Annotated in this window: 22 protein-coding genes; 4 read left to right on the plus strand and 18 right to left on the minus strand. The window is 75.8% G+C overall.

Annotation, left to right across the window (positions count from 1 at the left end; genetic code table 11):
- Window positions 1-189: 189 nt before the first annotated feature.
- The 10 genes from ACRYMY_RS05040 to ACRYMY_RS05085 form a co-directional block, all read right to left on the minus strand.
- Entirely contained in the window at window positions 190-633 is a 444-nt protein-coding gene (locus ACRYMY_RS05040; protein WP_432546178.1) for a type II secretion system protein, read from the minus strand.
- A 222-nt stretch (window positions 634-855) separates the two neighbouring features.
- Window positions 856-1,278 (minus strand): type IV pilin protein, encoded by a 423-nt coding sequence (locus ACRYMY_RS05045; RefSeq protein WP_432546179.1) that lies wholly within the window; start codon window positions 1,276-1,278, stop codon window positions 856-858.
- A 1-nt stretch (window position 1,279) separates the two neighbouring features.
- The gene (locus tag ACRYMY_RS05050) at window positions 1,280-2,554 is read right to left on the minus strand and encodes a type II secretion system F family protein (protein ID WP_432546180.1); all 1,275 of its coding nucleotides are present in this window, start codon (window positions 2,552-2,554) and stop codon (window positions 1,280-1,282) included.
- An 11-nt stretch (window positions 2,555-2,565) separates the two neighbouring features.
- Window positions 2,566-3,936: a type IV pilus twitching motility protein PilT gene (locus ACRYMY_RS05055; protein ID WP_432546181.1), complete on the minus strand. Its 1,371-nt coding sequence runs from the start codon at window positions 3,934-3,936 to the stop codon at window positions 2,566-2,568.
- A 107-nt stretch (window positions 3,937-4,043) separates the two neighbouring features.
- The gene (locus ACRYMY_RS05060) at window positions 4,044-4,904 is read right to left on the minus strand and encodes a shikimate dehydrogenase (protein ID WP_432546182.1); all 861 of its coding nucleotides are present in this window, start codon (window positions 4,902-4,904) and stop codon (window positions 4,044-4,046) included.
- A gap of 37 nt (window positions 4,905-4,941) precedes the next feature.
- Window positions 4,942-6,045 (minus strand): endolytic transglycosylase MltG, encoded by a 1,104-nt coding sequence (gene mltG / locus ACRYMY_RS05065; protein ID WP_432546183.1) that lies wholly within the window; start codon window positions 6,043-6,045, stop codon window positions 4,942-4,944.
- On the minus strand, window positions 6,045-6,560 hold the full coding sequence (gene ruvX, locus ACRYMY_RS05070) for a Holliday junction resolvase RuvX (protein WP_432546184.1): 516 nt from the start codon (window positions 6,558-6,560) through the stop codon (window positions 6,045-6,047). Before ruvX ends, mltG begins: the two co-directional genes overlap by 1 nt.
- A gap of 150 nt (window positions 6,561-6,710) precedes the next feature.
- Window positions 6,711-9,392, minus strand: a complete 2,682-nt coding sequence (gene alaS, locus ACRYMY_RS05075) for an alanine--tRNA ligase (protein WP_432546185.1) — start codon at window positions 9,390-9,392, stop codon at window positions 6,711-6,713.
- Between the two features lie 84 nt (window positions 9,393-9,476).
- Entirely contained in the window at window positions 9,477-10,046 is a 570-nt protein-coding gene (locus ACRYMY_RS05080; RefSeq protein WP_432546186.1) for a type II toxin-antitoxin system PemK/MazF family toxin, read from the minus strand.
- 17 nt (window positions 10,047-10,063) lie between these two features.
- The gene (locus tag ACRYMY_RS05085; RefSeq protein ID WP_432546187.1) at window positions 10,064-11,515 is read right to left on the minus strand and encodes a replication-associated recombination protein A; all 1,452 of its coding nucleotides are present in this window, start codon (window positions 11,513-11,515) and stop codon (window positions 10,064-10,066) included.
- 141 nt (window positions 11,516-11,656) lie between these two features.
- Here ACRYMY_RS05085 and ACRYMY_RS05090 point away from each other — a divergent pair, with 141 nt between their 5' ends.
- Entirely contained in the window at window positions 11,657-12,400 is a 744-nt protein-coding gene (locus ACRYMY_RS05090) for a response regulator transcription factor (RefSeq protein ID WP_432546188.1), read from the plus strand.
- A 113-nt stretch (window positions 12,401-12,513) separates the two neighbouring features.
- Here the strand turns inward: ACRYMY_RS05090 and ACRYMY_RS05095 are convergent, their stop codons facing one another.
- The 6 genes from ACRYMY_RS05095 to ACRYMY_RS05120 all read right to left on the minus strand — a co-directional run bounded on the left by ACRYMY_RS05095 (window position 12,514) and on the right by ACRYMY_RS05120 (window position 18,612).
- Window positions 12,514-14,130, minus strand: a complete 1,617-nt coding sequence (locus ACRYMY_RS05095) for a glycosyl hydrolase (protein ID WP_432546189.1) — start codon at window positions 14,128-14,130, stop codon at window positions 12,514-12,516.
- Window positions 14,131-14,518: 388 nt separating this feature from the next.
- On the minus strand, window positions 14,519-15,052 hold the full coding sequence (locus ACRYMY_RS05100) for a phosphatase PAP2 family protein (protein WP_432546190.1): 534 nt from the start codon (window positions 15,050-15,052) through the stop codon (window positions 14,519-14,521).
- Window positions 15,053-15,171: 119 nt separating this feature from the next.
- The gene (gene aspS, locus ACRYMY_RS05105; RefSeq protein ID WP_432546191.1) at window positions 15,172-16,983 is read right to left on the minus strand and encodes an aspartate--tRNA ligase; all 1,812 of its coding nucleotides are present in this window, start codon (window positions 16,981-16,983) and stop codon (window positions 15,172-15,174) included.
- A 148-nt stretch (window positions 16,984-17,131) separates the two neighbouring features.
- Window positions 17,132-17,515 carry a roadblock/LC7 domain-containing protein gene (locus tag ACRYMY_RS05110; RefSeq protein ID WP_432546192.1) on the minus strand — a complete coding sequence of 128 codons (384 nt, stop codon included), beginning with the start codon at window positions 17,513-17,515 and terminating at the stop codon, window positions 17,132-17,134.
- A complete protein-coding gene (locus ACRYMY_RS05115; protein WP_432546193.1) occupies window positions 17,512-18,123 on the minus strand; it encodes a GTP-binding protein in 612 nt (203 codons plus the stop codon). The genes ACRYMY_RS05110 and ACRYMY_RS05115 overlap by 4 nt, the downstream gene beginning before the upstream one ends.
- Window positions 18,124-18,243: 120 nt before the next feature.
- Window positions 18,244-18,612: a hypothetical protein gene (locus ACRYMY_RS05120; protein ID WP_432546194.1), complete on the minus strand. Its 369-nt coding sequence runs from the start codon at window positions 18,610-18,612 to the stop codon at window positions 18,244-18,246.
- A 262-nt stretch (window positions 18,613-18,874) separates the two neighbouring features.
- On the opposite strand from ACRYMY_RS05120, the gene ACRYMY_RS05125 reads away from it, so the two are divergent.
- The 3 genes from ACRYMY_RS05125 to ACRYMY_RS05135 are packed head-to-tail and all read left to right on the plus strand — an operon-like array spanning window position 18,875 to window position 22,202.
- A complete protein-coding gene (locus tag ACRYMY_RS05125) occupies window positions 18,875-19,939 on the plus strand; it encodes an acyl-CoA dehydrogenase (protein ID WP_432546195.1) in 1,065 nt (354 codons plus the stop codon).
- Entirely contained in the window at window positions 19,927-21,453 is a 1,527-nt protein-coding gene (locus ACRYMY_RS05130) for a PIG-L family deacetylase (RefSeq protein WP_432546196.1), read from the plus strand. Before ACRYMY_RS05125 ends, ACRYMY_RS05130 begins: the two co-directional genes overlap by 13 nt.
- Entirely contained in the window at window positions 21,450-22,202 is a 753-nt protein-coding gene (locus tag ACRYMY_RS05135; RefSeq protein ID WP_432546197.1) for a glycosyltransferase family 2 protein, read from the plus strand. Before ACRYMY_RS05130 ends, ACRYMY_RS05135 begins: the two co-directional genes overlap by 4 nt.
- Window positions 22,203-22,230: 28 nt before the next feature.
- On the opposite strand, the gene ACRYMY_RS05140 is transcribed toward ACRYMY_RS05135, so the two are convergent.
- Both ACRYMY_RS05140 and ACRYMY_RS05145 read right to left on the minus strand, forming a co-directional pair.
- Window positions 22,231-22,722 (minus strand): DUF421 domain-containing protein, encoded by a 492-nt coding sequence (locus ACRYMY_RS05140; RefSeq protein WP_432546198.1) that lies wholly within the window; start codon window positions 22,720-22,722, stop codon window positions 22,231-22,233.
- Between the two features lie 10 nt (window positions 22,723-22,732).
- On the minus strand, window positions 22,733-23,263 hold the full coding sequence (locus ACRYMY_RS05145) for a hypothetical protein (RefSeq protein WP_432546199.1): 531 nt from the start codon (window positions 23,261-23,263) through the stop codon (window positions 22,733-22,735).
- Window positions 23,264-23,298: the final 35 nt, after the last annotated feature.

A 23,298-nucleotide genomic window follows, 5' to 3' on the forward strand; every position in this document is an offset into this window, starting at 1 on the left:
GGGCGACCGGATCGAGCGTGAGCGGGCGGAGGTCGCCCGCCGCACCGCGGAGGACTGACGCCTCCCGAGCGGCCGACCGGGGGGGGGGGGGGGGGGGGGGGGGAGGCGGGGAGGGGGGCGGGCGGGGGGGGGGCGGCGTGGGGGGGGGGGGGGGGGCGCGGCCCCCACCTCGTCACGGACGCTGCTCGATCAGTTCGAGGCGCTCGCGCACTGGGCCGACGCCTTGTTCACACCGGAGGTCGCGCTCGTGATCTTCCAGATCTGGCCGGACTGCGCCTGCGAGGAGATGCAGTACGCCTCAGCGCCGGCGGTGTTGCTGGCCTGGATGACCGGGGTGCCGGTGTTGCCGGACTTCTTGATGTACACGGTGTCGGCGGCCGGGGTGGCAGGCGCGTTGCCGACGACGATGGCGGTGGGGTACTTCTGGTTGTCCGTGTAGTAGGTCTCCACCTCGGTCTGCAGGCTGCGCAGGTCGCTCTTGGCCTGGGTGTCGTAGGCCTTGTTGCGCTGGTTCAGGAAGACCGGGATGGCGATGGCGGCCAGGATGCCGATGATGATCATGACGACCAGGAGCTCGATCAGGGTGAAGCCCTGGTCCTTCTCCTCGATGGACTTGCGGATGCGAGCGAGCATTCGGTGCTCCCCTTCTGAGATCCGGAGCCGCTCGCGGGTCGCGCACCGTCGGTCGGTGTGGCGGCTCTTGACACCGAGTACTTCGGCCCGGGTGCCGAGCGGCTTGAGACGCTGCGTGGTGGATCACCCGTCAGGCGCAACGCCGGGCGGCGGGAACGCCGACGGCCCGTGAGCGTGCAGCTCACGGGCCGTCGGCGGAGCGGGCGTTCGGCCCACCGCGGATCACCAGGTGCCGGCGGCGGGGCAGGTGGTCGTCGCGCGCGACTGCAGACCGCCCCGGTTGCTCACGTGGACGCGAGGCCCGGTGGCCCGAGCGCTGTCGATGCGGATGCAGTACGCCGTTCCCGCGGCGTTCAGGTCCACGCTCGCGCTGGCGCCGGGACTGAGCCGGACGTCCTCGACGATGACCGGGGTGCTCGTCGCAGCGACCGCCAGGTACTCCTCGTGCTCGACGTAGTGGCTCTCCTCGTAGGAGGCGATGCTGCGCAGGTCAGTCTGCAGAGCCGCGTCGTGCGCCTTCTGGCGCTGCCCCGCGTACACGGGCACCGCGACGGCCGCGAGGATCCCGACGACGACAAGCACCACGAGCAGTTCGACCAGGGTGAAGCCCTCGTCCGTTCCCGCGGGGACCGCGCGCGTCCTCACGTCACTGGATGAGGTCGAAGACGCCGAAGATGGGCATGTACATCGCGACGATCATCGCGCCGATGATCCCGCCCAGGAAGGCGATCATCAGCGGCTCGATGAGGCTCGTCAGGGCCTCCGTGGTGGCCTCGACCTCCTGGTCGTAGAAGTCGGAGATCTTGTGCAGCATGGCGTCGAGCGCGCCGGTGTCCTCACCGACACTCATCATCTGCACCACCATCGGCGGGAACACCTTGTGCTCGGCCAGCGGCGCGGCCAGCGCCTTGCCTTCACGGACGCTCTCCATGACGTCGTGCGAGGCCCGCTCGATGACGACGTTGCCGGAGGCGCTGCCGACGATCTCCAGGCTCTGCAGGATCGGCACGCCCGAGTGCAGCATCGTGCCGAGGTTGCGGGTGAAGCGGCTCAGGGCGATCTTCTGCGCGAGCGTGCCGAAGATGGGGACCCGCAGCTTGAACGGGTCGACGACGTTGCGGACGCGCTGCTTGTCCTTCACCTTGCGCCACACCACCGGCAGGACGAACGCGAGCACGAGGATGACGGGAGCGGCGTAGCGCAGCCCGCTCGACAGCACGACGAGGACCTTCGTCGGCAGCGGCAGTTCCCCGCCGAGGGTGGCGAACATGCCCGCGAAGATCGGGACGATGAACAGCAGCATCCCGGCCACGGCCAGGATCGCGATGACGAACACCACGACCGGGTAGGTCATGGCCGACTTCACCTTCGCGCGCAGCTTCACCTCGGACTCGAAGTTCTCCGCGAGCTGCAGGAGCACCTGGTCGAGGAAGCCGCCGACCTCGCCGGCGCGCACCATGTTGATCATCAGGGGCGGGAAGACGGCGGGGTGCCGGCCCAGCGCCGTGGACAGCGACGTGCCGGACTCGACCTCGGCGCGGACCTCGCCGAGCACGGCGGCGAGCTTCTTGCTCTCCGTCTGCTCCGCGAGGATCCCCAGCGCCTTGAGCAGCGTCAGCCCGGAGGAGACCATGGTCGCGAACTGGCGCGACATCAGCGCCAGGTCCTTCAGACCCACCCGGTTCGAGCCGGGCAGGTTGATCTCCATCTGGAGGCCCTTGCCGGCCTTGGACGCCTCGACGGAGACGGGCGCCAGCCCTTGGCCGAGCAGGCGGGCGACGACGGATTGCTGGTCGTTCGCCTCCAGGATGCCCTTGACGAGCTTGCCGGCGCGGTCGCGGGCGGTGTACTCGAACATCGCGGGCCCGCTGCGCGCCGCCTTGCCGGCCGGCTTGGCGGGCGCCTTGCTCAGGGTGGCCATGGCTGGTCCTCTCAGCGCCCGGTCAGGCGGCGGAACTCGTCGGCGGAGTGGCACTTCTCCAGGCCGTGCTCGAACGTGATCTGGCGGGTGCGCACGAGGTCGGCGAGGTGCTGGTCGAGGGTGTGCATGCCGTGCTGGGCGCCGGCCTGCATCGCGGAGGCGATCTGGTGGGTCTTGCCCTCGCGGATGAGGTTGCGGATCGCCGGGGTGGCGACCAGGACCTCGGTGGCGACGACGCGGCCGCGGCCGTCGGCGCGCTTGCACAGCGTCTGGCAGACGACGCCCTGGATGGCCCCGGCCAGCTGCACGCGGATCTGCTGCTGCTGGTGCGGGGGGAACACGTCGATGACGCGGTCGATCGTCTGCGCGGCGTCCTGGGTGTGCAGGGTGCCGAAGACGAGGTGACCGGTCTCGGCGGCCGTCAGGGCGACGGAGATGGTCTCCAGGTCGCGCATCTCGCCGACGAGGATGATGTCGGGGTCCTGGCGCAGCACGTGCTTGAGGGCGCTGGCGAAGGACTTCGTGTCCTCCCCCACCTCGCGCTGGTTGACCAGGCAGCCCTTGTGCCGGTGCAGGAACTCGATGGGGTCCTCCACCGTCATGATGTGGTCCTTGCGGGTCCGGTTGGCCAGGTCGACGATCGAGGCGAGCGTCGTGGACTTGCCGGAACCGGTGGGGCCGGTGACGAGGACGAAACCGCGCTGCAGGTTCGCGAAGGAGCCGACCACGGGCGGCACGCCCAGGTCCTCCAGCGGCTTGATCTCGAAGGGGATGCGCCGGAACGCCGCGCCGACGGACTCGCGCTGGCGATACACGTTGACGCGGAACCGCGAGTGCCCGGGCACCTGGTAGGCGAAGTCCAGCTCGAGGTGGGCCTCGAACTGCTCGCGCTGCTTCTGCGTGAGGATGGCGTAGACCATCTGCTGCAGGTCCTTGGCCGCCAGCTTGCCGAACCCGTCCAGCGGGGTCAGCTCCCCGGACAGGCGCACGGTGGGCGCGGCGCCGGAGGTCAGGTGGACGTCGGAGGCACCGGCGGACAGGGCGGCCACGAGGACGTCGTTGACCTTCGGCGGCGCGGCCTCCACGTCCGCGACGGCGCTGACGAGCGGGGCGGGGTCGGCGACGGGGGCCAGCGGCGCGGGCGCGAGCGCGTACGTGTCGGCCGGGCCGGCCTGCACGGGCACGGCGGGCGCCAGCGACGGCGCGACCTGCGGCACGGCGGCGGGAGCGGCGGCGGGGGTCGCGGCGGGGGTCACGGACGGGCTGAGACGGGCGAGGATCTCGCTGACCTCGCGGCGGCGCGGCACGCCGTCGTCGTCCGGACGCACGTTGACCGGCACGTACGGCTCCACCGACGGACGGTGCTGCCCCGGGTCGTTCATCTCGCTCCCCTCCGCGCGCCTGGCCACGGCGCAGCGGCGCTGCCGGTCAGCGCTCGCAGGAGGGGTGTCGACCCGACCAGGGTCGACCTTGAGGCCGCACGACCCGCTCAGGCGCGGGCGCGGGCCTCCAGCGCCGCGGTCCCGGCGGCGCGCATCGCCTCGACGGGTCCGGGACGCCCCGTCATGAGCTCCACCTGCGCGACGGCCTGGTGCAGCAGCATCTCGAAACCGCCGACGACCGTGCCGCCCCAGCGGCTCGCCAGCGGGGTCGGCCACGGCGCGTAGACGACGTCCAGCAGCAGCGGCCACCACAGCGGCCGGAAGGCCCCCAGCAGGGCGTCGGCGGTGTCCCCGGACCCGCCGACGGGCACGGTGGAGACGACGACGTCGCCGGTCAGCGCCACGGGCAGCTCGTCCCAGCCGCGTACCTCCACCTCTCCGCCCAGGCGGGCGGCCACGCCGCGCAGCTCGGCGGCGCGGGCGGGGCTGCGCACGACGGCCACGGGGCGGCGGCAGCCGGCCTGCAGCAGGGCGACCAGCGCGGAGCGGGCGGTGGCGCCGCCGCCGAGGACGACGCCGCGCTCGACGCGCTCGGCGCCCGCCTCCGCGAGCGCCGTGACCAGGCCGATGACGTCGGTGTTCTCCGCGCGCAGGCGCACCCCGCGACGGCCGGGCACGCCGCGCCGGTCCACGCGCGGCTGCACGACGACGGTGTTGACGGCGCCGACGGCGCGGGCGAAGTCGCTGACCTCGTCGACGAGGGGCACCACGGCCTGCTTCAGCGGCATCGTCAGCGACAGACCCGCCCAGGAGGCGTCCAGGGCGTCGACGACCGCGGGCAAGCGCTCCTCGTCGACCTCCAGCAGGTCGTACTCCCAGTCCTCCAGGCCCAGGGCGCGGTAGGCGGCGCGGTGCAGCGCGGGCGAGAGCGAGTGCTGGATGGGGAACCCGCACACGGCGGCCCTCACGGCCGTTCCCCGCCCGCCCGGGCGCCGCCCACCCCTGTCACTCCGGGTTCTCCCGCAGCCAGGCGCGGAACAGCTCGACGTTGGCGAAGTGCTCCTGCTCGGTGGCCGCGAAGCGGGTCTCGCCCGTGTCGAGGTTCACCGTGACGAAGAACAGCCACGGGCCGGGCTCGGGGTCCAGCGCGGCGCGCAGCGCGTCGGCGCCCGGGTTGCTGATGGGGCCCGCGGGCAGGCCCGGGTAGCGGTAGGTGTTGTACGGGGAGTCGATCGCGCGCTGCTCGGCCGTGGTGGTCGTCGTCGCCCAGTCGCGGTTGGCGTAGGCGACGGTGGAGTCCATCTGCAGCGGCATGCCGTCGGCGAGCCGGTTGGCGATGACGCGCGCCGCGCGGGACATGTCCTGCGGCGTCTGGACCTCGCGCTCGACGATGCTGGCGGTGGTGACGACCTCGCGCTCGCGCTCGGCGGGGACGCCCAGCTCGGCCAGCACGCGGACGGTCTGGCCCACCATCTGCCCCAGCAGCTCGGCGGCCGTCTCGTCCGGGTTCACCTCGTAGGTGGCGGGGAACAGGTAGCCCTCGACGTTCCCCTGGGCGGAGGCGGGCAGGCCGAGGGCGGCCGGGTCGGCCAGCGCGGCGTCCAGCTGGGCGCGGTCGATGGGCGTCTCGGAGCTGATGAGGTCCAGCACCTGCGCCGCGGTGCGCCCCTCGGGCACCGTCAGGCGGGTGGTGACGCGGGAGGCGGGGTCCAGCAGCAGCGCGACGGCGGAGGCCGCGGACATGCCCTCGCGCAGCCGGTAGGTGCCCGGCTGGATGGTCGCCATGTCCGGCTGGGCGGAGGCGGCCGACACGAAGGCCGTCGTGGTCTTGACGACGCCGGCCTCCTGCAGGGTGCGGCCGATGGCGGTGCCGCTGTCGCCGGCCATCACGCGCACGTCCACCTCGCCGGTGCCCTCGCCCTCGAAGTCGTCGCTCTCCAGGAAGCCGCTGACGACGGGCTCCAGGGTGCTCCAGGCGGCGGCGGTCCCGCCGCCGAGGACGGCCAGGGAGACGACCACGGCCACGGCGGTGCGCCGCCGGCGCACCCGCCGCCGCCGGCGGCCCGCGGCGTCCGGCTGCTGCGAGCCCGGCAGGTCCGTCAGGTCCATCACGTGTCCTCGCCCTCCCTGGCGTCCGTGCCGGTGCTCGAGCTGCTGGTGGTGCCGGTCCCCGCGCCGGTGCCCGGCGCGCCGCCCCCGCCGCCACCCCGGTGGCGCGGCTTGCGCGGTGGGCGGGTCCGCTCCCCCACCACCCGCCCGGGCGGGCGGCCGCTGGTGCGCTCGACGTCCAGCGCGGCCTGCAGGAGCACCACGGCCGCCACCTGGTCGACGACGGCGCGGAAGTCGCGCTCGCGCCGCCCGGCCGCGTGCAGCGCCCGGTGGGCGTCGACCGTGCTCAGGCGCTCGTCGACCAGCCGCACGGGCACCGGCGCCACGGCGGCCGCGACCCGCTCGGCGTAGGCCAGCGCCCGCTGCGCCGCCGGTCCCTCGCCGCCGTCCAGGGACAGCGGCAGCCCGACGACCACCTCCACGGCCCCGCGCTCGCGGACCTCCGCGGCCACCTCGGCCACGTCGCCGCTGCGGCGCTCGTCGCGGGCCAGCGTCCGCACCGGTGAGGCGATCACCCCCGCAGGGTCGCACGCCGCGAGGCCGACGCGGACCGATCCCACGTCGACGGCGAGTCGAACTCCGCTGCGCACTCGTGCGGTGCCTCTCCGTCGACGTGGGTGCGGGTCAGTGCCCGGTCAGGGGCCGGTCAGGGGTCGGTGGGCCGCTCAGGACCCGGTGACGCGCTGGCCGACGGCGTGCTCGATGCCCGCGAGGGCGTCGCCGATGCGCGCCGGGTCCTGCCCGCCGCCCTGGGCGAGGTCGTCCTTGCCGCCCCCGCCGCCGCCGAGGACCTGCGCGGCGCCGCGCACCAGCTCCCCGGCCTTCACGCCCCAGCGGCGCGCCTCCTCGTTGGTGGCCACGACGACCACGGGGCGGTCCTTGGCGACGCCGGCGACGGCGACGACGACGGGCCGCTCGTTGCCCAGGCGCCCGCGCACGTCCAGCACGAGGGTGCGCAGGTCGTCCGCGGAGGCCGGGCCGGCGTCGTGGGCGACGACGCTGACGCCGAAGGTGTCGCGCGCGGCGGCCGCCACCTGCGGCGCCGCGGCCAGCACCTGGCCCGCCCGCAGCCGGGCGATCTCCTTCTCCGCGTCGCGCAGCCGGGTGATGAGCCCGCCGACGCGCTCCGGCAGCTCCTCCGGGCGCGCCTTGACGACGTCGGTGAGCTGGCTGACCAGCAGGTGCTCGCGCGACAGGAACGCGTAGGCGTCGGTGCCGACGAGGGCCTCGATGCGCCGCGCGCCCGAGCCGATGGAGCCCTCGGAGACGATCGAGACGAGCCCCACCTGCTGCGAGGTGAGGGTGTGCGTGCCGCCGCACAGCTCCTTGGACCAGTCCCCGCCGATGGAGACGACCCGCACGCGGTCGCCGTACTTCTCCCCGAACAGCGCCATAGCGCCCGAGCGCAGGGCGCTGTCGCGGTCGGTCACCGTCGCGCTGACCTCCAGGTCGTCGGCCACGCGCTCGTTGACCACGCCCTCGATGTCGCGCACCAGGTCGGCGCCCACCTGCGCGGTGGAGGAGTAGTCGAAGCGCAGCCGCCCGGGGGCGTTCTCCGAGCCGGCCTGGGTGGCGGTGTCGCCCAGGTGCTCGCGCACCACCTGGTGCACGAGGTGGGTCGCGGTGTGCGCGCGGCTGACGGCACGCCGGCGCACCGCGTCCACCTGGGCGTGCGCGCGGTCGCCGACGACGACCTCGCCGGCCTCCACGGTGCCCTTGTGCACGTACAGGCCGCGCACCGGCTGCTGCACGTCACCCACGCGCACGCGCGCGCCGGAGGCGGTGGTGATGATGCCGTGGTCGGCCAGCTGCCCGCCGCCCTCGGCGTAGAAGGGCGTGCGGTCCAGGACGACCTCGACGTCGGTGCCCGCCGGGGCGCTGGGCGTGCTGACCCCGCCCTGCAGCAGGACGAGCACGTCCGCGTCGCCCTCGGCGCGCTCGTAGCCGGTGAAGACGACCGGGCCGCCGGACAGGCCCTCCAGCGTCGTGCGGTAGCTGGACAGGTCCACCCCGCCGGTCTTCTTCGCGCGCGCGTCGGCCTTGGCGCGGTCGACCTGCTCGGCCATGAGGCGGCGGAAGCCCTGCTCGTCGACGCTCACCCCGGCCTCGGCGGCCATCTCCAGGGTCAGGTCGATGGGGAAGCCGTAGGTGTCGTGCAGCGCGAACGCCCGCTCACCGCTCAGGGTCGTCGACCCGGCGCCGCGCGCCTGCGCGACGGCCGTCTCGAAGATCGAGGTGCCGGCGACCAGGGTGCGCCGGAACGCCTCCTCCTCGGCGTCGGCCACCGCGGAGATGCGCTCGAAGTCGCGGCGCAGCTCCGGGTAGGAGGCGCTCATGACCTCCATCGACGCCGGCAGCAGGTGCGGCATCGCCGGCTCCTCCACGCCCAGCAGCCGCACCGCGCGCACCGCGCGCCGGATGAGGCGGCGCAGCACGTAGCCCGGCCCCTCGTTGCCCGGGGTGACGCCGTCGCCGATGAGCATGAGCGCGCTGCGCACGTGGTCGGCGACGACGCGCAGGCGCACGTCGTCCTCGTGGTCGGCGCCGTAGCGCTTGCCGGACAGCTGCGCGGCCCGGTCCAGGACCGGGCGCACCTCGTCGATCTCGTACATGTTGTCGACGCCCTGCAGCAGGAACGCCACGCGCTCCAGGCCCATGCCGGTGTCGATGTTCTTCGCGGGCAGCTCGCCGGCGACGTCGAAGTCCGTCTTCGAGCGCACCGCCGACAGCTGGTACTGCATGAAGACGAGGTTCCAGATCTCCAGGTAGCGGTCCTCGTCCGCCTCCGGGCCGCCGTCGGCGCCGAACTGCGGGCCGCGGTCGTAGTAGATCTCCGAGCAGGGTCCGCCGGGGCCGGGCTGGCCGGTGTTCCAGTAGTTGTCGGCCTTGCCGCGGCGCTGGATGCGCTCGGCGGGCATGCCGATCTCGCGCCACAGCGCGTACGCCTCGTCGTCGTCGTGGTAGACGGTCGCCCACAGCCGCTGCGGGTCGAAGCCGTACCCGCCGCGCTCCTGCGGGGTGGTCAGCAGCTCCCAGGCGAAGGCGATGGCCTCGCGCTTGAAGTAGTCGCCGAAGGAGAAGTTGCCGTTCATCTGGAAGAACGTGCCGTGGCGGGTGGTCTTGCCGACCTCCTCGATGTCGAGGGTCCGCAGGCACTTCTGCACGCTGGTGGCCCGCCGGTACGGCGCGGGCACCTGGGCGGTCAGGTACGGGATGAACGGCACCATGCCGGCGACGGTGAACATCAGGCTCGGGTCGCTGGAGACCAGCGAGGCGCTGGGGACCACCGCGTGCCCCTGGCGCTCGAAGAAGTCGAGCCACCGGCGACGGATCTCTGCCGTCTGCATCGGACGTGCCTCCTGCGTCTGCTGGCTGTGCGTGCGGGGTGCTGCGGGCGACCCGCCGGGTCGGCCCTCGACACTACCCGCCGCTCACCCGCCGTGGACGCCCCGCACCCGGGCGGCGACCTCCTCGAAGCGCTCGCGGTCCAGGGCCGCCCCCTCGCGGCGCACGTCGGCGGCCGCCACGCGCAGCAGGCGGTCCACGCGCACCTCGCTGGGGCGTCCCCGCCGGTCCCACGCCCCGCTGCCCACGTCCACCCAGCGCCGCCCGTGGCGGGCGTCGCCGGCGGCCGCGGCGGCCTCGTCGTGGTCGCGGCTGCTCATCGCCAGCACCAGCAGGTCCTCGCCGTCGCGGCCGACGACCAGGACGGGGCGGTCCTTGCCGCGCCCGTCGCCCTCCTCGAACGGCACCCACGCCCAGACGACCTCGCCGGGGTCGGGCCGGCCGTCCGCGCGGGGGGCGTACTCCACGCGCAGCGGCCCGCGGTGCTCCACCGCGCCGCGCGGGACGGGACCCGGCGCCGGGGACGGACGGGACGCGGGCCCCGGCGCGGGCGCGGGCGCGGTGTCACGGCGCTCCAGCTCGCGCAGCGCCGCGCGGCCCCCGGCGCGCACGAGCGGGGACAGGAAGCGGGCGACGCGGGCGGCGAGTCCGGACACGGCGCGACGCTAGCGGCTCAGCGGCCGCGGACGACGCGGCGCAGCCGGGCCACCCGCTCGCGCAGCCGCTCCTCGAACCCGCGGTCGGTGGGGACGTAGTAGTCGCGCCCCACCAGCTCGTCCGGCGGGTACTGCTGCGCGGCCACGCCCGCCGGCAGGTCGTGCGGGTACGCGTACCCGCGCCCGTGCCCCAGCCGCGAGGCCCCCGCGTAGTGCGCGTCGCGCAGGTGCGCCGGCACCGCGCCGCCGCGGCCGGCGCGCACGTCGGCCACCGCCGCGTTGATCCCGTTGTACGCGGCGTTCGACTTCGGCGCGGTGGCGTTGTGCACGACCGCCTGCGCGAGGACGATCCGCGCCTCCGGCATCCCGATCTGCGCCACCGCGTGCATGGCGGCCACCGCGGTCTGCAGCGCCGACGGGTCGGCCATCCCGACGTCCTCGGACGCGGCGATGACGACGCGGCGGGCGATGAAGCGCGGGTCCTCCCCCGCCTCCAGCATCCGCGCCAGGTAGTGCAGCGCCGCGTCCACGTCCGAGCCGCGCATCGACTTGATGAGGGCGCTGGCCACGTCGTAGTGCTGGTCGCCGGCGCGGTCGTAGCGCACCGCCGCCCGGTCCAGCGCGCGCTCGGCGTGGGCCAGCGTGACGACCGGCCGCGCGGCGGGCGCGTCGGCGGCCCCCTCCTCCGCGGCGGCGTCGTCGGGGGCGGCGGCGTCGTCGGGGCCGTCCGGGGTGTCGAAGGCTGCGCCCGCGGCGGCCTCCAGCGCGGTCAGCGCGCGCCGGGCGTCCCCGTCGGCCACCCGGACCAGGTGCTCCAGGGCCTCCTCGGTCACCTCCACCTCGCCGGCCAGCCCGCGGGGGTCGGCGACCGCGGACAGGAGCAGGCCGCGCACGTCGGCGGCCTCCAGGGGCCGCAGCGTCAGCAGCAGCGAGCGCGACAGCAGCGGCGTGACGACGGAGAAGTTGGGGTTCTCCGTCGTGGCGGCCACGAGCACCACCCAGCGGTTCTCCACCCCCGGCAGCAGGGCGTCCTGCTGCGCCTTGGTGAAGCGGTGGATCTCGTCGAGGAACAGCACGGTCTGGCGCCGGTGCAGGTCGCGCGCCTCGCGGGCCTCGTCCACGACGCGGCGCACGTCCTTGACGCCGGCCGTGACGGCGGACAGCTCGGCGAAGCGCCGGCCGCCGGAACGGGCCAGCACGTGCGCCAGGGTCGTCTTGCCGGTGCCCGGCGGTCCCCACAGGACCACCGAGGCCGGGCCGGCGCGCCCCAGGTCGCCCTCGGAGGCCAGCCGCCGCAGCGGGGAGCCGGGGCGCAGCAGGTGCTGCTGGCCGACGACCTCGTCGAGGGTGCGCGGGCGCATCCGCACCGCCAGCGGCGCACCGGCCAGCACCGCCGGGACGCGCGCTCCCGCACCGGCGGCCGTGCCCGGCTCGTCGGCCTCGTCGTCGGGGGTGAACAGGTCGGCCACGGCGTCGACGGTACCCAGCGTCCCCGGCCGGGCCGTCGCCGTGGGCCGTCCGGGTGAACCGCACGGGGGTGCGCGGGGACGCACAGGTCGTGCACAGCCGTTTCCCCGCGGACAGCGGGCTCACAGGGCGACCATGGTCGGATGACCGCTTCCACCACCGGCCGTCGCGCGGAGCTCACCCGGCCCGACGGCACCCCGCTGCGCGTGCTCGTGGTCGACGACGAGGCGACGCTGTCCGAGCTGCTGTCGATGACCCTGCGCTACGAGGGGTGGGAGGTCCGGACGGCGGGCAACGGCCTGGACGCGGTGCGCGCGGCCCGCGACTTCCGCCCCGACGCGGTCGTGCTCGACATCATGCTGCCGGACATCGACGGCCTGGAGGTGCTGCGGCGCCTGCGCGCGGACGCCACCGAGGTCCCCGTGCTGTTCCTGACCGCCAAGGACGCCGTGGAGGACCGCGTCGCCGGCCTGACCGCGGGCGGTGACGACTACGTCACCAAGCCGTTCAGCCTCGAGGAGGTCGTCGCGCGGCTGCGCAGCCTGCTGCGCCGCTCGGGCCTGACCGCCGCGCGGCAGGAGCCGCTGCTGGCGGTGGGCGACCTGCTGCTGGACGAGGACAGCCACGAGGTGACCCGCGCGGGCACGGAGGTGCGGCTGACGGCCACGGAGTTCGAGCTGCTGCGCTACCTCATGCGCAACCCGCGCCGGGTGCTGAGCAAGGCGCAGATCCTGGACCGGGTGTGGAACTACGACTTCGGCGGGCAGGCCAACATCGTCGAGCTGTACATCTCCTACCTGCGCCGCAAGATCGACGCCGGCCGGCCGCCGATGATCCACACGGTCCGGGGCGCCGGGTACGTGCTCAAGCCCGCCGCCGGCAGCTGATCCGCGGCTGACCGGCGGCCGGCGCGACGACGGCGCCCCGCCCGGGAGGTTCCCGGACGGGGCGCCGCGGTCCGCGCGGGGCGGACGGGGTCAGGCCTGAGCGGCCCGCGGGGTCAGCGCGCCTGGCGCAGCCACGGGTTGTCCTTCACCCAGGTGCGCAGCAGCGCGGCCGTCTTCGGGCGGCCGGAGTAGTCGCTCCCACCGCGCTGGACGAAGAAGTCGCCACCGGCGTTCGGGTCGGGCGAGCTGCCCTGCAGGTTGTGCCAGGCGGCGCCCAGGGCCTTGCCGGCCGGGTCACCCGTGCCGTCGTAGCGGTTGGCCTTGATGAAGTCGAGGACCTTGCCCAGGAAGAAGGCGTTGTCGCCGAACTGGACGCCGTACTCGGGCAGGTACCACGGCACGCCCTGGGACTGCGCGAAGGAGTCCCACGCGGCGATGCCGACCGGCCCGCCGTTCTGCGTGCGGTTCACCTCCGCGGCCCACTTGGCCTCGTCGTTCGCACGGGAGAAGTCGTAGTAGTCCACGCCGATCGCGTCGACGTACTTGCCGCCCGGGAACGACTTGCGCACGTCGAGGGAGGTGGAGGAGTCGCGGTTGGGCGACCACACCAGCTTGAACCGCTTGTCGGTGCCGAACACGCCCTTGAACTTCGGGTGGACGACGTTCTGCCAGTACTTCACGAAGTTCGCCTGGTCGGTGGCGCTGCGGACCGACCAGTTGTACCAGTTGCCGTTGAACTCGTGGAACGGGCGGATGTAGACGGTGCCCTGGCGGCTGCCCCACTTGGTCTTGATCTCGCGGAAGGTGTTCTCCAGCGCGGTGTCGATGCCCGGGTTGCCCCAGTTGGCGATCTTGTGCTGGGTGGCGATGTCGAGGTCGTAGTCACCCAGGCGCGAGACGCTGTTCGCGCCGTACTCGCTGCTGGGGGTGTCGATGCCCCACACCTTGCCGTTGTCGGCCCACGTGGCGTACAGGCCGTGCTTGGTGCCGGTCCAGCGGTTGAAGTCGCCGTTCGCGGCGCCCGTGACGGACGCGCCGATCGTGGTGGCCTTGAAGTCGCCCGTGGTCGCGGCCGGCTGCGACGGCGTGGCCGTCGGCGTCGGGGCCGGGGTGGTCGGGGACGTGGTGGGCGTGCCGGTGGAGGTGGAGGCGGTCGTGACGGCCACCGTGCGGGTGACCTGCTTGCCGCCGAGGACGCCCGCCACGGTCACGTTGTACCGCGTGCCCGGCTTGAGGTTCGTCAGGGTCTGGGGCGACTTCGCGCCGGGCGCGGACGTCCAGGCGCCGCTGCCGTTGGCGTCGACACCGTCGCGGCCGAAGGTGGCCTGCGTCAGGGTCGTGTCCCAGGAGACCGTCACGGAGCTGGTGCCGCCGGCCTTGGCGGTGACGCTCAGGGCCGGCGCGGTGGCGGTGGGGGTGGCCGTCGGGGTGGCGGTGGGCGTGGCGGTCGGGGTGGCGGTCGGGGTGGGACCGGACTTGCGGGCCGTGACGAGGGCGCCGTCGTCCTTCACGGTCACGGTGAACACGGACCCGTTGGCCGACGTCAGGGTCGCACCGCGGCCCAGGTCGAAGATGCCGGCGGCCACGTTCGCCGTGGCGGGGGCCATCGAGAACGCGAGGGCCGCGGTCACGACGCTGGCGCCCAGGGCGGCGGGCCAGCGGCGGACCGGACGGGAGTCGCGGCGGGTGCGGCGGGAGGGGCGGTGCTCGGCGGGGCGGTGGTCGTCCACGAGTGTTTCCTCTCGGCGTGCAAGTGGGGGGAACGTTGCTGAGAGAGGTTTCGGGGCAGCCCCGGCCCGCCTTGACCCCGTCCCACCCACGTCACGCTCGGTGACGGGCGCGTCGGACCCCCGTCCGACCACCTCGCCGGCACCACCGGGCGCGCGCACCCCCGGAGGGTCGAGGTTCCTCGCTCCGCACGCGAGAAGCGTTGCAGCGCAACGCTCTTGACGTCAGCGATCACGGGGAGGACACCACGGGTCGGCGCGCCGCACCGCGCCCGGCAGGTAGTCGCGATCAGGGCCCGCGGCGTTACGGCGCACGCGCCAGCATCACCCGATCAGACCAACCCGTCCCCGGACGGCCCCACCGCTGTCACCGACGGCGACGTGACCCGCGTCACCGCCCCGACGCGGGCCTCGTCACCGCCCCGGCTGCTCGGCGGGTCGCAGCGGCGCGGGCGCCGGCCACCAGCGCGAGCGCCACCAGCCAGCCGCCCAGCACGTCCGTGGGCCAGTGCGCGCCCAGCCACACGCGGTCGGCGCCCACCAGGAGCGCGAAGACCCCGCCCGCCGCCCAGCGGCCCGCCGCGGCGCGCCGCGACGGCGCGGGCGGCAGCAGGAGCAGCAGCAGCAGGAGCACCACCGTCGCCGAGCCGACGGCGTGCCCGGAGGGGAACGCCCCGCCGCCGGCGGTGGTCAGCCCGGCCTCCAGCGCGGGCCGCTCGCGGCCCACCAGCGCCTTCAGCAGCGGGCTGGCCAGCGAGGCCAGCACACCCGCGCCCAGGGCCCACCGGGCCTCGCGCGCCCGTCCCGCCCGCACGGCCGCGACGAGCGCCGCCAGCCCGGCCAGGTACACCCAGACCGGCTGCGTGAGCGCCTCCACCACCTGCGCGGCGCGGGTCAGGGCCCCGGCGCCGGTGGCTGCGCGCACGGCGGCCCGTGAGACGGGCCCGTCCAGCGCCGCCGTCGCCCCGCCCAGCACCGCGGACGTCAGCAGCGCCAGGGCGAGCGCCGCCGCCCCCGCGGCGGCGGCGGCGCGGCCGGGACCCCTCAGGCGCCCGCCCGCTCGCCCGCGCGCGGCTCGGACGTCGACCCGGACTTCGGCTCGGGCTTCGCGTCGACGCCGGCCTCCTTGCGCTGCTGCGCCGTGATGGGCGCCGGCGCGGAGGTCAGCGGGTCGAACCCGCCGCCGGACTTGGGGAACGCGATGACCTCGCGGATGGAGTCCGCACCGGCCAGCAGGGCGACGATGCGGTCCCAGCCGAAGGCGATGCCGCCGTGCGGCGGGGCGCCGTAGGAGAACGCGTCGAGCAGGAACCCGAACTTCTCGCGGGCGGCGTCGGCGTCGATCCCCATGACGGAGAACACGCGCTCCTGCACGTCGCGGCGGTGGATGCGGATCGAGCCGCCGCCGATCTCGTTGCCGTTGCAGACGATGTCGTAGGCGTTCGTCAGCGCCGAGCCGGGGTCGGTGTCGAACGTCGCCAGGTGCTCGGGCTTGGGGGCGGTGAACGCGTGGTGCACGGCGTTCCAGCCGCCCGTGCCGATCGCGACGTCGTCGTCCTCGGCGGTCGGCTTGAACATGGGGGCGTCGACCACCCAGGTGAACGCCCAGGCGTCCTCGTCGACCAGGCCGCAGCGGCGGGCGATCTCCCCGCGCGCGGCGCCCAGCAGGGCGCGGGAGGGGTTCACGGCGCCGGCGGCGAAGAACACGCAGTCGCCCGGGGCGGCGCCCACGTGCGCGGCGATCCCCGCCCGCTCGGTCTCGGAGAGGTTCTTGGCGACGGGACCGGACAGCTCGCCGTCCTCGCCCACGAGGACGTACGCCAGGCCGCGCGCGCCGCGCTGCTTGGCCCAGTCCTGCCACGCGTCCAGCGCCTTGCGCGGCTGGGAGGCGCCGCCGGGCATGACCACGGCGCCGACGTAGGGGGCCTGGAACACGCGGAAGGAGGTGTCGGCGAAGAACTCCGTGCAGTCGGTCAGCTCGACGCCGAAGCGCAGGTCCGGCTTGTCGCTGCCGTAGCGGGCCATCGCCTCGGCGTAGGTGGTGCGCGGCAGGGGCGTGGGCAGCTCGACGCCGACGAGCCGCCACAGCGCCACCAGGACCTCCTCGGCCAGGGCGATGACGTCGTCCTGCTCGACGAAGCTCATCTCGACGTCGAGCTGGGTGAACTCCGGCTGCCGGTCGGCGCGGAAGTCCTCGTCGCGGTAGCAGCGGGCGATCTGGTAGTACCGCTCGAGGCCGGCGACCATGAGCAGCTGCTTGAACAGCTGCGGGCTCTGCGGCAGCGCGTACCAGGAACCCGGCGCCAGGCGCGCGGGGACGAGGAAGTCGCGGGCGCCCTCGGGGGTGGAGCGGGTCAGGGTCGGCGTCTCGACCTCGGTGAAGGCGTGCGCGTCGAGGACCTCCCGGGCCGCCTTGTTCACGGCGCTGCGCAGGCGCAGGGCGGCCGCGGGGCCGCTGCGGCGCAGGTCGAGGTAGCGGTGCTTCAGGCGCACCTCCTCGCCGACGTCGATGCGGTCGTCGACCTGGAAGGGCAGCGGCGCGGCCTCGGAGAGGACCTCCAGCGCCTCGGTGTCGACCTCGACGGCGCCCGTGGGCAGGTTCGGGTTCTCGTTGCCCTCCGGGCGCACCCGCACCCGGCCCGTGACGCGCACGCAGTACTCGTTGCGCAGCTCGTGCGCGCCGCCGGCGTCGAGGACCTCGTCGCGCGCGACGACCTGCACCACGCCCGAGGCGTCGCGCAGGTCGAGGAAGGCCACCCCGCCGTGGTCGCGCCGGCGCGCCACCCAGCCGGTGAGCGTGACGGTCTGGCCGGCGTGGCCGGCGCGCAGCGTGCCGGCCTCGTGGGTGCGGAGCACGGGGGTCCCTCCTGTCGTCCCGGCGCGTCCTTCGCGCCCGGACGATCCTACGGACCGTCACCGCGGGCCGTCGCCGCGGACGATGCCGGGGACGAGGTCGCGGACGAGGTCGCGGACGAGGCCGCGGACGGGGCCGGTGGGACCCGCGTCAGCGCGCGGGGACCGCCCCGGCCTCGGCGCCGGCGAGGTCGCCCACGAGGCGGGCGGCCACCCGGTCCAGCAGCACGAGGTTGACCATCGGGTCCGTGACGACCGCGAGCAGGTGCGTGGAGTCCACCGCGTGCACGACCAGGCACCCGTCCGCGCCGCGCACCGTCGTGGTCCGGAAGTCCCCCAGCCCGCTGGAGGCGGCCGCGCGCTGGGCGATGCCCAGCACGGTCGCGGTGATCGCGGCCGTCGCCTCGTGGTCGTGCTCGGGGCCGTCGTCGGCGAACGCGAGGCCGTCGGTGCGGGCGATGACGACCCGGCGGACGCCGTCGATCTCGCGCCGCAGCGCGGCCGAGACCCGGAGGGCGTGCTGCTTGACGATCATGCGGGTGCTCCGTCGGTGGCGGGCTGGGCGGTCGTGGGGGCCGCCGCGGGGGCGGGTGGGCGGGTGGCCAGGACGTGGACACCGTCCAGCAGGACCTGCAGGACGGCCGTGCACTGCGCCGGGTCGCGGGGGTCGCAGGCCACGAGGGCCTGCGGGGAGGTGCCCAGCAGCTGCGCCAGGGCGGCGCGGGTGGCCGCGGGCCGCTCCCAGCGGCTCACGGCGACCAGGCGCGGGACGGCCGGCGCGAGGCGGGCGAAGGCGGCGACGATGCCGGCGGCCTCGGCGACGCTGGCAGCGCGGCTGGCGTCGACGAGGACGAGGTAGCCGTCCATTCCGCGGGCCAGCAGCTCCCAGGTGAAGCGGAACCGCTCCTGGCCGGGGGTGCCGAACAGCGACACGCGCCGGGCCGGCCAGGCGGCGCCGGGCGGCGGCGCGACCTCGACGCTCGCGTGGTCCAGCGCCACCGTGGTGGACGTCTTCAGCGCGGCGGTCTCGTCGCTGACGCCGGTCTCGGTGGTCACGAGGCCGCCGGGCGACAGCGAGCGGGCGAACGTCGTCTTGCCGGCGCCGAACGGACCGGTGACGACGACCTTGACGGGGCTGCTCACGCGCTGCCTCCTGGCGGCCGCGCGGTGCCGCGCGGCGGTGGGACGGGTGGGACGGCGGGACCGGTGGGTGCCCCGGTGCGTCGACCCGCTGAGCCGTGCCGGACTGCTCCGGCGGGCGGCTCAGATGGCCAGGTCGCGCTCCAGGATGGTGAGCTGGCGACGGGCCATGGCCAGGTTCGAGGAGTCCTTCTTCAGGACCAGGTACAGGAACAGGCCCTGGCCGGACTGGCTCTGGATGAGGCGGATCAGGTGGATCTGCGTGCCGAGCGTGATGAGGATGTCCTCGATCTGCTCGTTGATGCCCAGGCGCTGCATCGTGCGCAGCTTGGCGCGCACGACGTCGGTGTTGCCCGCGGCGGCGACGTCGAGGTCGACGCTGCCGCCACCGGCCTGGCCCAGGGACATGCCGCTCTCGTAGTCCACGAGCGCGACGGCGGTCGCGCCGTCGATCTCGAGGGCGGCCTTGAGGGTGGCGTCGACGTTGGCCATGGGGCGCGGTCCTTCCGGAGGAGGGTCTGGACCGCGGGTGCCGCCGTCCATCACTGACCCCGTACGCATCGGTCACGCCCCGGCGGACCTGAAGCGGCTCGCAGCGGGCGTTCGGGTGAACCGTCGCGCACGGTCACCCCCCGGCCGGGCCGGGCGCTCGTCGTGCGGCGCACCGGGGCGCTGGTTACGGTCGCGGAGCCGTCGACACCCGAGCGGCCGCCGGTCCGCTGCCCGGCGCTCCCGAGCCGGACCGGAGGCCACCGTGCAGCCCGCGCCGAACCCGACCGCGCCCCCCGACGTCCCCGCGGACCCCGGCGGCGGGGCGGCCGTCTCCGACGCGGCGCACGTGGAGGCGGCGCTGGCCGCCGCCCTCGCCCGCTCCGACCTGCCGCTGCCCGGTGCCGGGCGCACCCTGGCGCGCTGGCAGGAGCTGGCCCGCCTGGCCGCGCGGGACCTGACGCTGGCCCGTGTCGTGGAGGCCCACACCGACGCCCTCGCGGTGCTGGCCGAGGCCGGCGCGACCGACCTGGCCCCGCCCGGTTCCACGTGGGGCGTCTTCGCCGCCGAGGCGGCCGGCACCCGGCTGGACGCCCGCCCCGACGGCGTCGGCGGCCCCGGCGGCACGGGCTGGCGGCTGAGCGGGCGCAAGCCCTGGTGCTCGCTGGCCGGCGCCCTCTCGCACGCCCTCGTGACGGCCCGCACCCCCACCGGCCGGCGCCTGTTCGCGGTCTCGCTGCGCGGCGCCGACGTGCGCGTCGTGCCGGGCGCCTGGCACGCGCGCGGCCTGCGGGCCGTCGCCAGCGGCCCGGTCGACTTCGACGACGTGGCGGCCACGCCCGTCGGCGAGGACGGCTGGTACCTGCACCGGCCCGGCTTCGCGCACGGCGGCGCCGGCGTGGCGGCCTGCTGGTACGGCGGTGCGAGCGCCGTGGCCGCCGCGCTGGGGCGGTCCCTGACCGCCCCGGGCGGGCGCGAGCCGGACCAGGTCGCCCGTTGGCACGCCGGCGAGAACGACCTGGACCTGTGGCGCTCGCGGCTGGCGCTGGAGCACGCCGCCGCCGAGGTCGACGCGGGCCGCGCGGCCGGGGCGGCGGGCGCCCGGCTGGCGCTGCGGACCCGCTCCGTGGTGGCCGCGGCCGCCGAGGCCGTGCTGGCCCGCACCGGGCACGCGCTCGGCCCGGCGCCGCTGACCCTGGACGCCGAGCACGCCGCCCGGGTCGCGGACCTGACCGTGTACCTGCGCCAGCACCACGCCGAGCGCGACGTGGCCGCGCTCGGCGGGGACCTCGCGGATCCCGCGCAGGACGGGTCCGGGTGGCCGCGGTGAGCGGCGGCGCACCCGGTGCCGGCGTCCCGGAGTTCACGGCCTCCGGTCCCGGCACCAGCGCGGCGCGGTGGTCGGCGTGGCCGTGGCTGCACGAGCTGCCCGAGGTGGACCTGACCGGCCTGGAGCACCTCGTCGTCGTGGCCGCCCACCCCGACGACGAGACCCTCGGCGCCGGCGGGCTGGTCGCCACCGCGGCCGACGCCGGTGCCCGTGTCGACGTCGTCGTCGCCACCGACGGCGACGCCTCCCACCCGTGCTCGCCCACCCACCCGCCGGCCCGGCTGGCCCGGCTGCGCGCCGAGGAGGTCCGGCGCGCCGTGGCCGTGCTGGACCCCGCCGCCCGCGTGCACCACCTCGGCCTGCCCGACGGCGCCCTGACCGCGCACGTCGACGCCGTCACCGCCGCCGTCACCGGCCTGCTCGCCCCCGCCGCCGGGACCGCGGGCACCCCGGACGCTCCCGGAGCGCTCGTGGTCGGCGTGTGGACCGGCGACGGCCACCCCGACCACGCCGCGGCCGGGGAGGCCGCCGGGCGCGCCGCCGCGGCCGCGGGCGCGCGCCTGCTGCACCACCCCGTGTGGGCGTGGCACTGGGCCGAGCCCGGTGACGCCCGCCTGCCCTGGGCCCGCGCCCTGCGGCTGCCGCTGCCCGCACCGGTGCTGGAGCGCAAGCGCTCCGCGCTGGCCGAGCACGTCAGCCAGGTCGCCCCGCTGTCCGACCGGCCCGGCGACGAGGTCCTGCTGCCCCCGCGGCTGCTGGAGCACTTCACCCGGCCCGCGGAGCTGTTCTTCGCCCCGGAGCCGTCACCGGCCGCCGACGACGAGCGGGCCGAGGGCACCCCGGTCGTGTCCGGGACCCTGGGGGCGGCCTGGTTCGAGGACTTCTACGCCCGCCACGACGAGGACCCGTGGGGCGTGCAGGACCGCTGGTACGAGCAGCGCAAGCGGGCCCTGCTGCTGGCCTGCCTGCCGCGGCAGCGGTTCCGCCGCACGCTGGAGGTCGGCTGCAGCACCGGGGTGCTGACGGCCGAGCTGGCCGCGCGCAGCGACCGGCTGCTGGCCTGCGACGCCTCCGCGAGCGTCGTCGAGCGCGCCCGGGCGCGCCTGGCCGCGGACCCGCCGCTGCTGCCCGGCGGGCAGCCGGTGCCCGTGGAGGTCGTCCCCGCCACGGTCCCCGGGCAGTGGCCCGCGAGCGCCCCGGGGACGGCCGCGCCGGAGGAGCGCTACGACCTCGTGGTGCTCTCGGAGGTCGCCTACTACTGCGACCACGCCGACCTGCGCCGGCTCGCGGCGCTCGCCGCCGGCGCGCTGGCCCACGACGGGGTGCTCGTGGCCTGCCACTGGCGGCACCGCTCGGTCGACCAGCCCGTCACCGGCGACGAGGTGCACCGGGTGCTGCGGGCCGAGCCGGGGCTGGAGGTCCTCGTCTCCCACGTCGAGGAGGACTTCCTCCTGGACGTGCTCGTGCCCGTGCCGGCCGTCTCCGTCGCCCGGGCGGGCGGGCTCGTCCCGTGAGCCCCGCCGCGCCGCCGGTGGCGCGCGTCCTCGTCGTCGTGCCCGCGCGCGACGAGGAGCGGCGCCTGCCGCGGTGCCTGGCCGCCCTGGACCGCGCGGTCGCCGCCGCCAGGACACCCGCGGACGTCGTCGTGGTCGCCGACAGCTGCCGGGACCGCACCGCCGCGGTGGCCGCGGCGGCCGGTGCCCGCGTCGTGCAGGTGGCGGCCGGCAGCGCCGGCGCGGCGCGGGCGGCGGGCGTGCGGGTCGCGCTGGGCGACCTGGCCGCCGCGCCCGGACCGGTCGCGTACCCGGCTGCCGTCTGGATCGCCTGCACCGATGCGGACAGCCGGGTGCCGCCCGGCTGGCTGCGCCACCAGCTGCTGCTCGCCGCCGCCGGCGCGGACCTCGTGCGCGGCACCGTGCGGCTGGCCCGCCCGCCCGCGCGCTGGCTGGCCGCCTACCGCGCCGCCGTCGGCGAGGACGGTCACCCGCACGTGCACGGGGCCAACCTGGGGGTGCGCGCCGACCGCTACCTGGCGGCCGGCGGGTTCCCCGACGTGGCCGTGGGCGAGGACGTCGCCCTGGTGGAGGCCGTGGCCGCCGCGGGCGGGCGGGTCGTGGCGACGACGGGCGAGCCCGTCCTCACCAGCGGCCGGCGCAGCGGCCGGGCGCCCGACGGGCTGTCGGGGGACCTGCGCCGCCTGGCCGCGCTGGCGCACCCCCGCGGGCCCCGGCCGGCGGGGGCGGTGAGCGGCGCGGGGCGCTGACGGGAGCGGCGCGCGCGGGCCGCCGCGCTCAGGTGCCCGCGGGCGGCGGCTCGGTGGCGCCCGCACCGTCCCCCGGGGCTCCGCTGCGCCGGAAGAACGACAGGCGGCCGTTGACCTCCAGCACCGCCAGGTCGATCTCCGCGAAGCCGCGCACCCCCTGCTGGCGCGCCGCCGCGAGCAGCTCGTCCAGCGACAGGCGCTCGCTGCGCAGCGCCTCCAGCACCGGCTCGCCGTCGCGCACGAGGACCAGCGGCGTCCCCTGCAGCACCGGCCGGGTGCGCGGGAAGCGCCAGGTCGTCCACGAGAGGGCGACGGTCAGGACGGCGAAGACGCTCACCGCCAGCAGCCCCGCGGTCAGCGAGTAGTCCTGCTGCGTGACCGCCTGCTGCACGAGGTCGCCCATGGTCACGAACAGGAGCAGCTCGAACGTCGTCAGCTCCCCCAGCGTCGAGCGCCCGACGACGCGGGTGAGCAACCACAGGAACGCGAACACCACGACGGCCCGGACGACGATCTCCACGGCCTCCTCCTCACGGCAGCAGGGTCGTGCGGAACGAGGTGCGCGCCACCTCGCGGTCCTCCAGCCGGAGGACCACCTCCGCCTCGCGGCCGCGCTGGCTCGACGGCTGCACGTAGGTGTCCACGTCGAGGACCAGGTCGCGCGATCCCGGCTCGACGGCGACGGTGAACCAGGTCGTGGTCCCGTCGCCGGACTGGCTCTCGGGCTCGGGCGCGAAGCCCTGCGCCTCGAACATCGTCGCGTAGTCCTGGCTCACGCCCAGGACGACCTGCCCGGGCAGCGGCCGGGCGCAGGAGACCGAGTACCGCAGCGGCACGTCCAGCCCCGCCCGGGCCACGCGCGGGTAGCGCACCTCGAGGACGCACCCGTCCCCGGACGCCCGCGCGACGGCGTCCCGCACGCCGAGCAGTCCCGTCCCCCCGAGCACCACGAAGACGACGAGGAGCAGCACCAGGACCCGGCGGGACACCATCCACGCCCGCGAGCGCGCCGCCGTCGGCACGACCCGCGGCGCGGTCGCCGGACCGGCTCCGCTGCCCACGCGCCGAGCAGATCACCGCGGTGCCGGCCCGGCAA

It is taken from the genome of Kineococcus haloalkalitolerans (assembly GCF_050871905.1).
Classification (GTDB): Bacteria; Actinomycetota; Actinomycetes; order Actinomycetales; family Kineococcaceae; genus Kineococcus.

Bases quoted from the DNA above. Each gene is read 5' to 3' on its own strand.
- ACRYMY_RS05040 (WP_432546178.1), bottom strand. From the start codon at position 633: ATGCTCGCTCGCATCCGCAAGTCCATCGAGGAGAAGGACCAGGGCTTC.
- ACRYMY_RS05050 (WP_432546180.1), bottom strand. From the start codon at position 2,554: ATGGCCACCCTGAGCAAGGCGCCCGCCAAGCCGGCCGGCAAGGCGGCG.
- ACRYMY_RS05055 (WP_432546181.1), bottom strand. From the start codon at position 3,936: ATGAACGACCCGGGGCAGCACCGTCCGTCGGTGGAGCCGTACGTGCCG.
- mltG (WP_432546183.1), bottom strand. From the start codon at position 6,045: ATGGACCTGACGGACCTGCCGGGCTCGCAGCAGCCGGACGCCGCGGGC.
- alaS (WP_432546185.1), bottom strand. From the start codon at position 9,392: ATGCAGACGGCAGAGATCCGTCGCCGGTGGCTCGACTTCTTCGAGCGC.
- ACRYMY_RS05090 (WP_432546188.1), top strand. From the start codon at position 11,657: ATGACCGCTTCCACCACCGGCCGTCGCGCGGAGCTCACCCGGCCCGAC.
- ACRYMY_RS05110 (WP_432546192.1), bottom strand. From the start codon at position 17,515: ATGATCGTCAAGCAGCACGCCCTCCGGGTCTCGGCCGCGCTGCGGCGC.
- ACRYMY_RS05120 (WP_432546194.1), bottom strand. From the start codon at position 18,612: ATGGCCAACGTCGACGCCACCCTCAAGGCCGCCCTCGAGATCGACGGC.